This is a genomic window from Alphaproteobacteria bacterium (assembly GCA_041396705.1).
In the GTDB taxonomy this organism is placed as follows: domain Bacteria; phylum Pseudomonadota; class Alphaproteobacteria; order CALKHQ01; family CALKHQ01; genus CALKHQ01.
On the sequence record JAWKYB010000029.1, the window covers coordinates 17,288 to 32,060 of the forward strand.

Below are 14,773 nucleotides of genomic sequence, written 5' to 3' on the forward strand. Positions count from 1 at the left end.
TGGCGTGTTTGACACCGCCGCCGCACAGCGGGCGGGCGGCGCCCCCCCCGCCCCCCGGACGGGGGGTGGGTGGGGGTGGGGGCGACGGCGCGTTGCTGGAAGGCAGGCGGCAGCGCGCGGGCAAGAGCTCTCTTGCCCGGGCATGACTGCGGTCAAAGAGGATCGTGCCACCGCCCTCTCCCCAACCCTCACCCGCTGCGGGGGAGGGTGCGCTGTTGCACTCCGCGTCAGGCCTGCCGCGTCAGCGCCGGGCGTCGGCCAGGTGGTCGACGAACCAGCGATAGGTGCCGGCCACGCCTTCGTCGAGCGGGATGCGCGGCCTCCAGCCGAGGCCGTTGATCTTGGTGCTGTCCAGCAGCTTGCGCGGCATGCCGTCGGGCTTGCTGGCGTCCAGGGTCAGCCGGCCCTCGAAGCCGACCGTGTCCTTGATCAGCTGGGCGAGGTCGCCGATGGCGATGTCGTCGCCGGCGCCGACGTTGACGATCGCCTCGTCGTCATACTCGTGCATCAGGAACAGCAGCGCGTCGGCCAGGTCGTCGACATGCAGGAACTCGCGTCGCGGCTTGCCGCTGCCCCACACGGTCACCTCGGCGTCGCCGGCCTGGCGCGCATTGTGGAAGCGGTGCATCAGCGCCGGCAGCACATGGGCGTTCTCCAGGTCGAAATTGTCGCCCGGGCCGTACAGGTTCGACGGCATCACGCTGATTGCGTCGAAGCCGTACTGCACCCGCAGCGAACGGCACAGCTCGATGCCGGCGATCTTGGCGACGGCATAGGCCTGGTTGGTCGGCTCCAGCGGGCCGCTCAGCAGCGCCGTCTCCGGGATCGGCTGCGGCGCCATCCGCGGATAGATGCACGACGAGCCGAGGAACATGAACTTGGCCACGCCGTGGCGGTGGGCCGCGTCGATCACCGCGTTCTGGATCATCAGGTTGTCGCGGATGAAGTCGCCGGAATAGGTGTTGTTGGCGTGGATGCCGCCGACCTTGGCAGCAGCCATGAACACGTATTCCGGCCGTTCCGCCGCGAAGAATGCGTCGACCGCGCGGGCGTCGCGCAGGTCCAGCTCCTTGCTGGTCCGGACGATCAGCCGGTCGTGGCCGGCCGCCGCCAGCTTGCGCATGACGGCGGAGCCGACCAGGCCGCGATGGCCGGCGACGTAGATCCTGCTGTGCTTATCCACCGGAGGCTGCCCTCATGTTCGGCGACATGCCGGCCTCGCGCAGGACCGCCTCCTGCCGCGCCAGTTCCATGTCGTGCTCCACCATCATCCGCACCAGGCCTTCGAAGCTGACCGTCGGCGTCCAGCCCAGCTTTGCGCGGGCCTTCGACGGATCGCCGAGCAGGTGGTCGACCTCGGTCGGACGCAGATAGCGCGGGTCGGTCTCGACGATCCGCTTCGGGTCGAGCCCGACCATCCCGGCGGCGAGGTCGAGAAACTGCTGCACCGAATACGCCTCGCCGGTCGCCACCACATAGTCGTCGGGCGCGTCGGCCTGCAGCATCCGCCACATCGCCTCGACATAGTCGCCGGCGAAGCCCCAGTCGCGCTTCGCGCTGAGGTTGCCGAGATACAGCTTGTCCTGCAGGCCCAGCTTGATGCGGGTCAGCGCGCGGGTGATCTTGCGGGTGACGAAGGTTTCGCCGCGGCGCGGGCTCTCGTGGTTGAACAGGATGCCGTTGCAGACGAACAGGTCGTAGGCCTCGCGGTAGTTGATCGCGTACCAGTGGGCCGCGACCTTCGCCACCGCATAGGGGCTGCGCGGATAGAACGGCGTGTTCTCGTCCTGCGGCGGCGCGGCGGCGCCGAACATCTCCGACGAACCGGCCTGGTAGTATTTGATCCGCTTGCCCAGCGCCTGCTGGGCGTCGCGCACCGCCTCCAGCACCCGCAGCGCGCCGACGCCGACCACGTCGGCGGTGAACTCCGGCTGGTCGAACGACACGCGCACGTGGCTCTGGGCGCCGAGGTTGTAGATCTCGTCCGGCGCGGTCTCGCCGATGATCCGGCGCATGCCGGCACCGTCGCTGAGGTCGCCATAGTGCAGCCGCAGCGGCACGTTCATCTTGTGCGGATCCTGGTAGAGGTGGTCGATCCGGCCGGTGTTGAAGCTGGACGACCGGCGGATCACGCCATGCACCTCGTAGCCCTTGGCGATCAGCAGCTCGGCCAGGTAGGAGCCGTCCTGGCCGGTGATGCCGGTGATCAGTGCTGTCTTCATGCGTTCCTCTTGCCGGATGGCGGCGCTCGGCAAATCGGCCGCCCGGGGGACTGTCGTGCCGCGTTATCCATCGCGTGGACCCCGCCGGCAAGGATTCTGCACCTTGACCCGCCGGGAAGCGGGGACAACTGTGTCGGCCGTCGTTCAATACCGGGTTAACAGCGGGTCGCCCCAACCATGCCGATCCTGGCCTATCGCGCGGTGCTGCCGCGCATCGCGCCCGACGCCTTCGTCGCCTCGACGGCGGTGGTCGCCGGCGACGTCTGGGTCGGCGCGCAGACCGGCCTGTGGTTCGGCGTGATCGTGCGCGGCGATGTGAATGTGGTGCGAATCGGCGCGCGCACCAACATCCAGGACGGCACGGTGGTGCATGTGTCGCGGATCGGGCAGGGCACCCATATCGGCGACGACGTCACGGTCGGCCACATGGCGCTGCTGCACGACTGCACCCTGCACGACGGCTGCTTCGTCGGCATGCAGGCCTGCGTGATGGACGGCGCGGTGGTGGAAAGCGGCGCGATGGTCGCCGCCGGCGCGCTGGTGACGCCGGGCAAGCGCGTGCCGGCCGGCGAGGTCTGGGCCGGCCGGCCGGCCAAGGCGATCCGCCGGCTGACGCCGGAAGAGGCGGCCGACATCCCGGCCAGCGCCGCCCGCTACGCCGCGCTGGCCGCCGAATACCGCGACGCCGGTTGACCGCGATGCGGCTCGCGCTGATCGCGGCGACCAGCAAGCCCGGGCGCCGGGTCGCCGCGGCGATGGTCGCGGCCGGCCACGACGTCGTCGCGGTCGGCCGCGATGCCGAGCGCCTGCGCGCGCGGGCGCCGGGCTGCACCCACCGGCTGTGCGACCTGACCCGGCCGGAGGGCTGCCGGCCGCACTGGCCGGGGCGACCCACGTGGTCAGCCTGGCCCACGCCCGCTTGCCGGGGCCGTGCTGCAGGCTCTGCCGCCGACCTGCGTCCGCGCGATCGTCACCGGCAGCACGCGCAAGTTCACGCGCCTGCCCGACGCCGCGGCCGACGCGGTGCGGGCGGGCGAGGCGGCATTCCAGGCGTTCCGCGCCGCTTCGCCGGTCGAGGCGGTGATGCTGCATCCGTCGATGATCTATGGGCTGGAGGGCGAGCGCACGGTCAGCGTGCTGACCGGCTACTATCGGCGCTGGCCGCGCATCCTGCCGGTGCCGACCCCGCTGCCTCGACGGCGGCCGCCACAGCGTGCAGCCGGTCCACGGCGACGACGTGGTGGCGGCGTTCATGGCGGCGCTGACCGCGCCGGAGGCACCCGGCGAGCCGATCGTGCTGGCCGGGCCGGCGCCGATCAGCTATCGCGATTTCGCCCGCGCCTGCGCGGCCGCGGTCGGCCGCCGCGCCTGGATCGTGCCGGTGCCGGTGCGGCCGGTGGCGGCGCTGCTCGACGGGCTCGCCGCCTGCGGCTGCGGCTGCCGGTCGGCGGCGACGCTGCGGCGTACGGCCGAGGACAAGGCGTTCGACGTCGGCCCGGCCCGACGCCGCCTCGGCATCGAGTTCCGCCCGTTCACACCGACCGGCCGGCCGGCCTGACGACGCCGAAGGCCGGCCGGCGCCGCGCGCTCTGCCTGTGCGCCGCGGGCCGGCCGGCCCGATCGCCGGTTGCCGTCTGGATGCTGGCGCGGCCGCGTGCAGCGGGCCTGCGCCGGGTGCTGCCCCCACGGATCCTCCCCCACAAGGATGACCGTGGCGGCAGCGATTGCGCTCGCGGAACGCCCGCCGCTATGCCGGTCCCCACTCGGCCGGCAAGCAGTGCGGCGGCGTTGGGCTGTCGTGCGCCGCGCCGATCCAACCGTCGGCGGCGCCGCAGACCACCGCCCGGGCGTCGCGCTCGCCGAACAGGTCGCCGGTGAGCGCGATGAGCGCTGCGGCGCCGCACAACAGACCTGCCGAAATGAGCTTGCCCATGAGTCCCCCACCGATGGGCGCCCCGACAGCGCGTGCGGCGACAAGCGGGAAGGTACGGATCGGCACGGCGGATTCCCAACTACATTTGTTAGACAAATGCGAAGAAATGTAACGGAACGCCGCGAAATGCCGCGGGCGGTGTCGCGCCGTTTGCATCCCGGCGGCGGCGACCGCATCCTGGGCCATGGACACGCACGCATCGCCGACAGCGATCCGGCCGGCCGTCGCGGCGGATGCCGACGGCATCTGGGCGATCTTCCACGCCGTGGTCCGCGCCGGCGACGCCTATGCCTTCCCGCCGGATACCGACCGGGCGACCGCGCTGGCCTATTGGCTCGCCGCCGACAAGCACGCCTTCGTCGCCGAGGCCGACGGCGCCGTCGTCGGCAGCTACATCGTCAAGGACAACCAGCCCGGGCTGGGCGCGCACGTTGCCAACGCCAGCTTCATGGTTGCGCCGGCCGCGCGCGGCCGCGGCGTCGGCCGGCTGCTGGGCGCGCATGCGCTGGCCGAGGCACGGCGGCTCGGCTATCGCGCGATGCAGTTCAACCTGGTGGTCAGCACCAACGCCCCGCCGTCGCGCTGTGGCGCGACCTGGGCTTCGCGGTGATCGGCACCATCCCGGAGGCGTTCGACAACCTGGCGCTGGGCCGCCTGGTCGACGCCCATGTGATGTACCGGAGGCTGTGAGGCAGACCGCTTTAGGGATAGGGCCGGTAGTTCCGCTCCGAGACGCCTGCGCCCGGGTCGGCCTGGCCGCCGAAATTGCCGGGCAGCAAGTCGAACAGGGCAAGTTCGCTGCTGAGCGGCAGATAGATGCACGATCCCCAGTTCGCCTCGCCGGCGGGGAAGGTGGGCCACAGCACCGTCGCCCCCGGATAGCGGTGGCTGGCGCCGGCAACGATCAGCATTTCATATGCCTTCTGCTGCAGATTGGTGGGGCCGACGCCATCCCCAGCCGCAAACACGATGGTGTCGATCGGCACGCCGCCGACCGCGACGACCATGCTGACGAGGCCGGCGAGGATCGCCCTGGGATCGGGGTTTGCGGCGTAGTGGCCGACGGCGCCGATGCCGTTGGCCTTGTGTACCACGATGATCTGGCACGGACCGGCGCCCTGGGTGCCGAGTGCGGTGGCCTGCGCAGTGTTGTTGGCCACGCAATAGCCGCCCATGCCGGCCCCGCCGCGGTGACGAAGATTGATTCTGAGAGCGCGGTCGAGGATGTCGTTGGCCAGGCCCGCGTGGTCGACGTTGTTGCAGATCGTCAGCGGCATCGCATTCCTCCGCCGTGTCTTTGCCTGCCCGGTTCTCCCGTCCGGCCGGCCGGCCGCCGCTCAGTCCTGCGCCAGCACGCGGACGTAGCTGCCGGGCGCGTCCTCGATCGGCTTCAGCTTGCCGTCGCCCGGCTTGCGGGCGGCGACCAGCGGTCCGGCCTGCTTCTCGATCCACTTCTGCCATTCCGGCCACCAGCTGCCCGGCGTCTCGGCGGCGTTGCGCAGCCAGGTCTCCGCCGTCTTCGCGGCGCGGCTGGCGGTCCAGTAGGAGTATTTGTTGGCGCCCGGCGGGTTGATCACGCCGGCGATGTGGCCCGACGCGGCCAGGCAGAACCTGACCGGGCCGGCGAACAGGTTGGTGGCGGCGAAGGTCGAGGTCCACGGCGCGATATGGTCCTCGCGCGTCGACAGGAAGAAGCTGGGCGTGTCCACGGTCGACAGGTCGATCGGCACGCCGTCCAGCGTGATGCCGCCGGGCACCACCAGCCGGTTCTCCTGGTACATGTTGCGCAGGTAGAAGCTGTGCATCGCGGCCGGCATCCGCGTGGAATCCGAGTTCCAGTGCAGCAGGTCGAAGGGGAACGGGTCCTTGCCCATCAGGTAGTTGTTGACCACGAAGGTCCAGATCAGGTCGTTGGCGCGCAGCATGTTGAAGGTGGTGGCCATCTCGTGGCCCTCCAGGAAGCCGCGCTGGGCCATCCGCTCCTCCAGCGTCGCCAGCTGCTCCTCGTCGATGAACACGCCGAGCTCGCCGGGCTCGGAGAAGTCGATCATCGTGGTGAAGAAGGTGGCGCTGGCCACCCGCTTGTCGCCCTTCGCCTTCATGTAGGCCAGGGCGCAGGCCAGCAGGGTGCCGCCCAGGCAATAGCCGATGACGTTGACGCTCTTCTCGCCGGTCGCCTTCTCGATCGCGCCCAGCGCGGCCAGCGGCCCGTCCAGCATGTAGTGCTCGAAGCTCTGCTGCGCCATCTCGCGGTCCGGGTTGACCCAGGACACGACGAACACGGTGTGGCCCTGGTCGACCGCCCACTTGATGAACGAGTTCTTCGGCTGCAGGTCGAGGATGTAGTACTTGTTGATCCACGGCGGGATGATCAGCAGCGGCTTCTTGAACACCTTCTCGGTGGTCGGCTGGTACTGCAGCAGCTGCAGGAAATCGTTCGGGTAGACGACCTTGCCGGGCGTCACGGCGATGTTCTCGCCCAGCTTGAACACGTCGCTCTCGGTCATCTTGATGTGGAGCTGGCCCTTGCCGCGCTCCAGATCGCGCAGCAGGTTATCCAACCCTTTCAACAGGTTGTCGCCACCGCTTTCAACCGTCGTGCGAAGAACCTCGGGGTTGGTGACGACGAAGTTCGACGGTGCCATCGCATCGACGAACTGGCGGGTGTAGAAATCGACCTTCTTGGCGGTCTTGTCGTCGAGACCGTCGACGCTGCGCACGGTCGACTGCATCCAGCGCGCGGTCAGCAGGTAGCTCTGCTTGACGAAGTCGAACAGGGCGTTGTCGTCCCAGTCCGAGTGCTTGAAGCGGCGGTCGCCGCGCTCCGGCATGATCAGCGGCTCGGTCTCGTGGCCCATCATCCGCTTGGCCGAGTTGGTCCACAGGTCGACATAGGTCTGCCACAGGTCGATCTGCGCCTTCACCAGCTTGGCCGGGTTGGCCATCATCTGGGTGGTCATCTCGACGAAGGCGCCGGCGACGTTCAGCGGGTCGGACATGCCGAACTGGCCGCCGGACTGGCCGTTCTGCCGCTGCATGAAGTCGACGACGATCTTCTGGCTGCGCTCGGCGATCTTCGCGACGGTCTGGGCGATCGCCACCGGATCGGGAATCGTCTGCTGCGTCGCGTTGTCGTCGGCCATGTCGGGTTCCTTCGCTTGGCTCGGCTGCCGGTCCGCCTGCGCGCCGGTCACGGCAGAATAGCCGCACCGGCCGGCTGCGTGCACCGGGATGTTGGTGTGCGGGGCGATGGCGGCAAGGGATGTCGCAGGATCGTGTGCAAGGCCCGGTGCTTAGCACCATCCGTGCTGCACTGCACCATGAAAACCGCTGCCGCGCGCCGGCCGCATCGGCAGCGTCCTGCGGCTGCCGTTCCGCTGGACGTTCGCTACCGCAATCGGTTACCCAATGCTTCATGAAGGAGTCGGTGACGACAGGGGCGGCGACGATGCGAAATGCCACCAGGGCCGGGGCCGCGCTCGCGATCGCCTTGCTGGCGACCGGGTGCAGCGACTGGTTCAGCAGCGACGAGGCGCTCTATACCGGGCCCAGCGGGGTGACGCTGCGGGCGGACGAGACCTTCCCCAGCCTGGCCACGGTGCCGAACCGCCCGGACACCCAGTCGACGGAGGCCGAGCGCACGGCGGCGCTGGCCGAGCAGCGGCCGCTGGCGCCGACCGTCACCGGCAGCGCGACGCCGCCGGCGGTACCGGCCGCGCAGGCGTCGCTGGCGACGGCGGTCGCCCAGCCGATTGCACAGCCGATCGCCCAACCGATCGCACCCCAGCTGCCGCAGGGGCCGGTGCTGGTCGCCACCATCAACTTCGTGCTGGGGTCCGACAACCTGGACGGTCGCGACCGCGGCGTGCTGCGCGACGTGGTCACCCTGATCGGCCAGACCGGCCGCACGGTGACCGTGGTCGGCCATGCCAGTTCGCGCACCGCGGTGATGGACCCGAACCGGGCGCGGGCGATCAACTACGACCTCTCGGTCCGGCGGGCGACGGCGGTGGCGCGTGCGCTCGTCAGCCTGGGCGCGCCGGCCGACCGCGTGCTGGTCTATGCCGTCGGCGACGCCCAGCCGGTGTTCCACGAATGGATGGAGACCGGCGAGGTCGGCAACCAGCGGGCCGAGCTCTACCTGAACTAGCCGCTCGACGGCGCAAACAGGCCAATGCCGGGCGGCCGAAGCCCCGGCCCACGCCGAGACTTCGCAATGGACCAGGAATTCTACCGGATCAAGCGCCTGCCGCCCTATGTGTTCGCCCAGGTGAACGCCATGAAGGCCGCGGCACGCGCCGCCGGGCAGGACATCATCGATTTCGGCATGGGCAACCCGGACGGGGCCACGCCGCAGCACATCGTCGACAAGCTGGTGGAGACGGTGCGCGACGCCCGCACCCACCGTTATTCCAATTCGCGCGGCATTCCGGGGCTCAGGCGCGCCATCGCCGGCTACTACGGCCGCCGCTTCGGGGTGGAGATCGACCCGGAGCAGGAGGCGATCGTCACCCTCGGCTCCAAGGAGGGGCTGGCCAACCTCGCCCAGGCGATCACCAGCCCGGGCGACGTGGTGATCGTGCCGAACCCGAGCTATCCGATCCACGCCTTCGGCTTCATCATCGCCGGCGGCTCGGTGCGCCACCTGCCGGTGGTCAGCGACGCTGCCAACGAGCCCGGCCCGCACTTCCTGTCGGCGCTGGAGCGGGCGATCCGCCATTCGGTGCCGAAGCCGGTGGCGCTGGTCATCAACTATCCGTCGAACCCGACCGCGCAGGTCGCAAGCCTGGACTTCTACGCCGAGGTGGTCGGCATGTGCCGCCACCACGAGGTCTACCTGCTCAGCGACGTCGCCTATTCCGAGATCTATTTCGACGGCAACCCGCCGCCGTCGGTGCTGCAGGTGCCCGGCGCCAAGGACATCGCGGTCGAGTTCAGCTCGATGTCGAAGACCTACAACATGCCCGGCTGGCGCATCGGCTTCGCGGTCGGCAACCGCAAGCTGGTCGGTGCGCTTGCCCGGGTGAAGTCCTATCTCGACTACGGCGCGTTCACGCCGATCCAGGTGGCGGCGGCGACCGCCCTGAACGGCCCGCAGGACTGCGTCGACGAGATCCGCGCGGTCTACAAGGAACGGCGCGAGGTGTTGATCGACGGTCTCGCCGCCGCCGGCTGGCGCATCCCGCGGCCGCCGGCGACCATGTTCGCCTGGGCGCCGATCCCGGAGCCCTATGCCGCCTACGGCTCGCTGGAGTTCTCCAAGCTGCTGCTGCAGGAGGCCCAGGTCGCGGTCTCGCCCGGCGTCGGCTTCGGGAATACGGCGACGCGCACGTGCGCATCGCCCTGGTCGAGAACCCGCACCGTACCCGCCAGGCGGTGCGCTCGATCCGCCGGTTCCTGCAACGCCAGCCGATGCCCGCGGCGCTGGCCGCGCAATGACCCAGCCGCTGCGGATCGGGCTGGCCGGCCTCGGCACGGTCGGCGTCGGCGTCGTCAGGATGCTGCAGGCGCACGGCGACGCCATCGCCGCGCGCGCCGGGCGGCCGCTGCAGGTGGTCGCCGTCAGCGCGCGCAGCCGCGGCCGCGACCGCGGCGTCGACATCTCCGGCTATCGCTGGGTCGACGACCCGGTCTCGCTGGCACGCGACGACGGCATCGACGCGGTGGTCGAGCTGATCGGCGGCGCCGACGGCCCGGCACTGGCGCTGGCCGAGACCGCGCTGAAGGCGCGTCGCGGCGTGGTCACCGCCAACAAGGCGATGATCGCCGAGCACGGCAACGCGCTCGCCCGGCTGGCCGAGGCCAACGGTGCGCCGCTGGCGTTCGAGGCGGCGGTCGCCGGCGGCATCCCCATCGTCAAGGCGCTGCGCGAGGGCCTGGCCGGCAACCGCATCGAGCGCGTCTACGGCATCCTCAACGGCACCTGCAACTACATCCTGACCACGATGCGCGAGACCGGCCGCGCCTTCGGCGCCGTGCTGGAGGAGGCGCAGAAGCTGGGCTATGCCGAGGCCGACCCGACCTTCGACGTCGACGGCATCGACGCGGCCCACAAGCTGTCGATCCTGGCCAGCATCGCCTTCGGCACCGAGATCGACTTCGCCGGCGTGCACATCGAGGGCATCCGCCACGTCTCGCCGGTCGATATCGCCTTCGCCGACGAGCTCGGCTTCCGCATCAAGCTGATCGGCAGCGCGCGCCGCACCGGCTATGGCGTCGAGCAGCGCGTGCATCCGTGCATGGTGCCGCTGGCCGCGCCGATCGCCCATGTCGACGGCGTGTTCACCGCCGTGGTGGCCCAGGGCGACTTCGTCGACGACAGCGTCTACACCGGCCGCGGCGCCGGCGCCGGGCCGACCGCCTCGGCCGTGGTCGCCGACCTGATCGACCTCGCCGCCGGCCGGCGCGCGCCGATGCTGGGGGTGCCGGCCGACCGGCTGGCGCCGGCGAAGCGCTCGCCGATGGAGCACCATGTCGGCGCCTACTACGTGCGGCTGATGGTGCGCGACCGCCCCGGCGTGATCGCCGCGGTCTCCGCCATCCTGCGCGACGCGGCGATCAGCATGGAGGCGATCATCCAGCGCGGCCGCGCGCCGGACAGCATCGTGCCGGTGGTGATGACCACCCACGAATCGGAGGAGGCGGCGATGCGCGCGGCGCTGGCCGCGATCGACGGCCTGGAGGCGATGGCCGAGCCCGCCCGGATGATTCGCATAGAGGCTTTGTAACGGCGGCGTCGGCGGAAATTCACCCGCCTGTCGCCGGCTTGCGCTAGGCTCTGCCGCAACCGACCACGACCGGGGAGGGTCCGATGAACGCCAGCAACAGCGAGGCGGCCGGCAAGGCCGCCGCGATCAGCCAGAGCGACCGCAACCTGGCGCTGGAGGCTGTGCGCGTCACCGAGGCGGCGGCGCTGGCCGCCGCCCGCCAGGTCGGCCGCGGCGACGAGGAGGCGGCCGACCGCGCCGCCGTCGACGCCATGCGCCGGGCGCTGAACGGGCTGGCCATCGACGGCAAGGTGGTGATCGGCGAGGGCGAGCGCGACGAGGCGCCGATGCTCTATGTCGGCGAGCCGGTCGGGCTCGGCGTCGGCGGCAAGGGCGGCCCGCGCATCGACATCGCGCTCGACCCGCTGGAGGGCACCACCATCACCGCCATGGGCGGCATAACCGCCATGTCGGTGGTGGCGCTGCTTGGAGGAGAGCAGCCACACTCCGCCGGCTGTCCACATGAACAAGATCGCGGTCGGCGGCGGCCTGCGACGGCGTGGTCGACCTCGACCGGCCGGTCCACGACAACCTGAACGCGCTGGCGGAGGCCAAGGGCAAGGCGGTCGACGACCTGCTGGTCTGCATCCTCAACCGGCCGCGCCATGCCGAGCTGATCGCCGACGTGCGCGCCGCCGGCGCCCGCATCATGCTGATCCAGGACGGCGACGTCGCCGGCGTGATCGCCACCTCGCGGCCCGACACCAGCGTCGACATCTACATGGGCACCGGCGGCGCGCCGGAGGGGGTGCTGGCCGCCGCGGCGCTGCGCTGCATCGGCGGCCAGATGCAGGGCCGGCTGGTGTTCCGCAACGACGAGGAACGCGCCCGCGCCGACCGCTGCGGCATCGCCGACTACGACCGCAAATACGGCCTGCTCGACCTCGCCTCCGGCAACGTCATGTTCGCCGCCACCGGCGTCACCGACGGCCCGATGCTGCGCGGTGTGCGCATCTATGCCGAGGGCGCGCGCACCCATTCGCTGGTGATGCGCTCGAAGACCGGCACGGTGCGCGAGATCGAGGCTACCCACTCCTTCGCCCGCAAGGCCCAGCTCGACCCGACCTTCAGCCGGAAATGAGCAGGCCCGCGCGGCGGCCGCGCTAGACTGCAGCCATGCCCGACGGAGTCGTTCCCGGACTGCCCGACCGCGCCCGCTCGTTCACCGGCCGGCGCTGGGTCTGGCGTGCCGACGCCGCGGCCGACCCCGCCGCGGCGGAGCGGATGGCGGCGGCGATCGCGCGCGCCCACGGCGTGCCGGACGTGGCCGCGCGGCTGCTGGCCGGCCGCGGGCTCGACGTCGACGGCGCCGGCGCGTGGCTGGAGCCGCGGCTGCGCGACGCCATGCCCGATCCGTCGACCCTGGCCGACATGGACGCGGCGGCCGCCCGCATCGCGGCGGCGGTCACCGGCGGCGAGCGCATCGCCGTCTTCGGCGACTACGACGTCGACGGCGCCACCTCGTCGGCGCTGCTGCACCGCTATCTCACCGCGCTCGGCGCCGACGTCACGGTCTACATCCCCGACCGGCTGGCGGAGGGCTACGGCCCCAATGCGCCGGCGCTGCGTCGGCTGCGCGCCGCGGGCGCCGGGCTGTGCCTGACGGTCGACTGCGGCACCACCGCGTTCGAGCCGCTGGCCGACGCGGTCGCGGCCGGCCTCGACGTCAGCGTGGTCGACCATCACCAGGCCGAGCCGCGCCTGCCGGCCGGCTGCGCCGTGGTCAACCCGAACCGGCTCGACGACGGCAGCGGGCTCGGCGCGCTGGCCGCCGTCGGCGTCGCCTTCATGCTGGCGGTGGCGGTGGGCCGCCGACTGCGCAAGGCGGGGTACTTCGCGGGCCGGGCGGAATATGCGCTGATGGGGCTGCTCGACCTGGTCGCGGTCGGCACGGTCTGCGACGTGGTGCCCCTGGTCGGCCTCAACCGCGCCCTGGTCGCCCAGGGGCTGAAGGTGATGGCCGGCCGCGAGAATGTCGGGCTCGACGCGCTCGCCGCGGTCGCCGGCCTCGACGAGGCGCCCAACGCCTTCCACCTCGGCTATGTGATCGGTCCGCGCATCAATGCCGGCGGGCGGGTCGGCGAGGCCGACCTCGGCGCCCGCCTGCTGCGCACCGACGACCCGGTCGAGGCGGCCGGGCTGGCGGCGCGGCTGCACGCGCTGAACCAGGAGCGGCGCGAGCTGGAAGCGGCGGCGCTCGACCAGGCCATTGCCCGGGTCGAGCGCGGCGAGGGCGTCGCCGACGGCCTGATCCTGCTGGCCGACCCCGGCTGGCACCCCGGCGTCGTCGGCATCGTCGCGGCGCGGCTGAAGGACCGGTATCACCGCCCCGCCTTCGTCGGCGGCTACGACGGCGCCCAGGTCAAGGCCTCGGGCCGCTCGGTCGCCGGCGTCGACCTTGGCGCCGCGGTGATCGCCGCGCGCCAGGCCGGGCTGCTGGTCAACGGCGGCGGCCACCGGATGGCGGCGGGCCTGACCGTGGCGGCGGACCGGCTGGAGGACACGCGTGCCTTCCTCGCCGCGCGCATCGGCGACCAGACCGGCAACCGGCCGCTGGAGCCGACGCTGAACATCGACGCCACCCTGTCGCTCGCCGGCATCGGGCTCGACGTGGTCGATGCGGTCGACCGGCTGGAGCCGTTCGGCAGCGGCAACCCGCGCCCGCGCTTCGCCTGGCTTGGCGTCAGGCTGGCCCATGTCGAGCCGGTCGGCGACGGCGCCCACCTGCGCTGCCGGCTGGAGGATGCCACCGGCCGCGGCGCCAAGGCGATGGCGTTCCGCGTCGGCGACACGCCGCTGGGCGCGCGCCTGTTCGCGGCCCGCGACCGCCTGGTCGACATCGCCGGCACCCTGCGCCGCGACCGCTGGCGCGGCCAGGACAGCGCCCTGCTCACCATCGACGACGCCGCAACAGCCGCCTGACCCGGCTGCCTGACGCGGCCGCCTGATCCGGGGGCGGTGCCGGCGCCCGCGGTGCCGGGCTTAGCGAAGCCTTAGCCCGCGCCGGCTAAGCTCCTTGACCAATCCCCCGGCGTCGCCTATCAGATCGCCCGCCGACCCCTTCGTCTAGAGGCCTAGGACACCGCCCTTTCACGGCGGCAACACGGGTTCGAATCCCGTAGGGGTCGCCAGCCTCGCCGCCCGATCCCCCTCGGTTTGCCTGACGCGCGACGGCCGTGTCTCGGCTCAGTCGTCGTCGCAGGAATATATTTCAACCCCTTATAACCAAAACAAAATTCATTTGGCACCGCCGGCTGGCAGAATCCGGTTATCCACAGCGGAATTCATCCGGGTGCAACAAAAGCGCCGGTCGGCCGTAACAGTGCGCCGCTAGCTGTATAGACAAGTGGCCGCGACCGGACTCGGTTCCCTGCGGCCGCGATCGTCGGGCACAGCGGGGCGGTGGGCCGGATCAGCGATGCTGGACTACGTGGCAGGGCGGATCGTGCGGGCGCTGGCGACGATCTTCTTCATCGTCACCGCGGTCTTCTTCGCCACCCGGCTGTCCGGCGACGCGATCGACTTCGTCATTCGCGAGGGCATGACCCAGGAGGATCGGATCGCGCTGACCGCCTATTACGGTCTCGACGGCTCGATCTGGTCGCAATACCTCGCCTATCTGCGGTCGTTCGTCGAAGGCGAGTTCGGCCTGTCGTTCATCGAGCGCCGACCGGTCGCCGACATCGTCGCCGAGCGGATCGGCCCGTCGCTGCAGCTGATCGGCAGCGGGCTCGCCTTCACCTTCCTGCTGTCGCTGCCGCTCGGCATTCTGGCCGCGCTCTATCGCAAGTCGTGGCTCGGCAGCGCGGTGATGACGCTGGCCTTCCTCGGCTACGCGGTGCCGAACTTCG

The 14,773-nt window shown here is 71.2% G+C and carries 11 protein-coding genes, 1 tRNA gene and 3 pseudogenes; 10 read left to right on the plus strand and 5 right to left on the minus strand.

The window, feature by feature from the left end:
- Positions 1 to 241: 241 nt before the first annotated feature.
- Both R3F55_25700 and gmd read right to left on the minus strand, forming a co-directional pair.
- Positions 242 to 1,183: a GDP-L-fucose synthase gene (locus R3F55_25700; GenBank protein ID MEZ5670769.1), complete on the minus strand. Its 942-nt coding sequence runs from the start codon at positions 1,181 to 1,183 to the stop codon at positions 242 to 244.
- Entirely contained in the window at positions 1,176 to 2,222 is a 1,047-nt protein-coding gene (gene gmd, locus R3F55_25705) for a GDP-mannose 4,6-dehydratase (protein ID MEZ5670770.1), read from the minus strand. The genes R3F55_25700 and gmd overlap by 8 nt, the downstream gene beginning before the upstream one ends.
- 177 nt (positions 2,223 to 2,399) lie before the next feature.
- Here gmd and R3F55_25710 point away from each other — a divergent pair, with 177 nt between their 5' ends.
- Both R3F55_25710 and R3F55_25715 read left to right on the plus strand, forming a co-directional pair.
- A complete protein-coding gene (locus tag R3F55_25710; GenBank protein ID MEZ5670771.1) occupies positions 2,400 to 2,915 on the plus strand; it encodes a gamma carbonic anhydrase family protein in 516 nt (171 codons plus the stop codon).
- 520 nt (positions 2,916 to 3,435) lie between these two features.
- Positions 3,436 to 3,780: a hypothetical protein gene (locus tag R3F55_25715; GenBank protein MEZ5670772.1), complete on the plus strand. Its 345-nt coding sequence runs from the start codon at positions 3,436 to 3,438 to the stop codon at positions 3,778 to 3,780.
- 189 nt (positions 3,781 to 3,969) lie between these two features.
- Here the strand turns inward: R3F55_25715 and R3F55_25720 are convergent, their stop codons facing one another.
- Positions 3,970 to 4,341: a hypothetical protein gene (locus tag R3F55_25720; protein MEZ5670773.1), complete on the minus strand. Its 372-nt coding sequence runs from the start codon at positions 4,339 to 4,341 to the stop codon at positions 3,970 to 3,972.
- Here R3F55_25720 and R3F55_25725 point away from each other — a divergent pair.
- Positions 4,340 to 4,845, plus strand: a pseudogene (locus R3F55_25725) (GNAT family N-acetyltransferase). The gene R3F55_25720 and the pseudogene R3F55_25725 sit on opposite strands and share 2 nt — an antisense overlap.
- Positions 4,846 to 4,856: 11 nt before the next feature.
- On the opposite strand, the gene R3F55_25730 reads toward R3F55_25725, so the two are convergent.
- Both R3F55_25730 and phaC read right to left on the minus strand, forming a co-directional pair.
- Positions 4,857 to 5,432, minus strand: coding sequence for a hypothetical protein (locus tag R3F55_25730; protein ID MEZ5670774.1), 576 nt, complete (start codon positions 5,430 to 5,432; stop codon positions 4,857 to 4,859).
- Positions 5,433 to 5,492: 60 nt separating this feature from the next.
- Entirely contained in the window at positions 5,493 to 7,298 is a 1,806-nt protein-coding gene (phaC, locus tag R3F55_25735) for a class I poly(R)-hydroxyalkanoic acid synthase (GenBank protein ID MEZ5670775.1), read from the minus strand.
- Positions 7,299 to 7,603: 305 nt separating this feature from the next.
- Between phaC and R3F55_25740 the strand changes: the two genes are divergently transcribed.
- From R3F55_25740 to R3F55_25770, 7 genes and pseudogenes are all read left to right on the plus strand, one after another.
- Positions 7,604 to 8,305 (plus strand): OmpA family protein, encoded by a 702-nt coding sequence (locus R3F55_25740; protein ID MEZ5670776.1) that lies wholly within the window; start codon positions 7,604 to 7,606, stop codon positions 8,303 to 8,305.
- 66 nt (positions 8,306 to 8,371) lie between these two features.
- A pseudogene (locus R3F55_25745) lies at positions 8,372 to 9,594 on the plus strand (LL-diaminopimelate aminotransferase).
- The gene (locus R3F55_25750) at positions 9,591 to 10,883 is read left to right on the plus strand and encodes a homoserine dehydrogenase (GenBank protein ID MEZ5670777.1); all 1,293 of its coding nucleotides are present in this window, start codon (positions 9,591 to 9,593) and stop codon (positions 10,881 to 10,883) included. The pseudogene R3F55_25745 and the gene R3F55_25750 overlap by 4 nt, the downstream one beginning before the upstream one ends.
- Before the next feature lie 83 nt (positions 10,884 to 10,966).
- Positions 10,967 to 12,003 (plus strand): annotated as a pseudogene (glpX, locus tag R3F55_25755) (class II fructose-bisphosphatase).
- A gap of 35 nt (positions 12,004 to 12,038) precedes the next feature.
- Entirely contained in the window at positions 12,039 to 13,844 is a 1,806-nt protein-coding gene (recJ, locus tag R3F55_25760; protein MEZ5670778.1) for a single-stranded-DNA-specific exonuclease RecJ, read from the plus strand.
- A gap of 133 nt (positions 13,845 to 13,977) precedes the next feature.
- Positions 13,978 to 14,053 (plus strand) — tRNA-Glu (locus R3F55_25765).
- Between the two features lie 287 nt (positions 14,054 to 14,340).
- Positions 14,341 to 14,773, plus strand: a 433-nt coding sequence (locus R3F55_25770) for an ABC transporter permease (protein ID MEZ5670779.1), incomplete at its 3' end; no start/stop codon positions are given.

Bases quoted from the DNA above. Each gene is read 5' to 3' on its own strand.
- gmd (MEZ5670770.1), bottom strand. From the start codon at position 2,222: ATGAAGACAGCACTGATCACCGGCATCACCGGCCAGGACGGCTCCTAC.
- R3F55_25710 (MEZ5670771.1), top strand. From the start codon at position 2,400: ATGCCGATCCTGGCCTATCGCGCGGTGCTGCCGCGCATCGCGCCCGAC.
- R3F55_25720 (MEZ5670773.1), bottom strand. From the start codon at position 4,341: ATGGCCCAGGATGCGGTCGCCGCCGCCGGGATGCAAACGGCGCGACAC.
- R3F55_25730 (MEZ5670774.1), bottom strand. From the start codon at position 5,432: ATGCCGCTGACGATCTGCAACAACGTCGACCACGCGGGCCTGGCCAAC.
- phaC (MEZ5670775.1), bottom strand. From the start codon at position 7,298: ATGGCCGACGACAACGCGACGCAGCAGACGATTCCCGATCCGGTGGCG.
- R3F55_25740 (MEZ5670776.1), top strand. From the start codon at position 7,604: ATGCGAAATGCCACCAGGGCCGGGGCCGCGCTCGCGATCGCCTTGCTG.
- R3F55_25750 (MEZ5670777.1), top strand. From the start codon at position 9,591: ATGACCCAGCCGCTGCGGATCGGGCTGGCCGGCCTCGGCACGGTCGGC.
- recJ (MEZ5670778.1), top strand. From the start codon at position 12,039: ATGCCCGACGGAGTCGTTCCCGGACTGCCCGACCGCGCCCGCTCGTTC.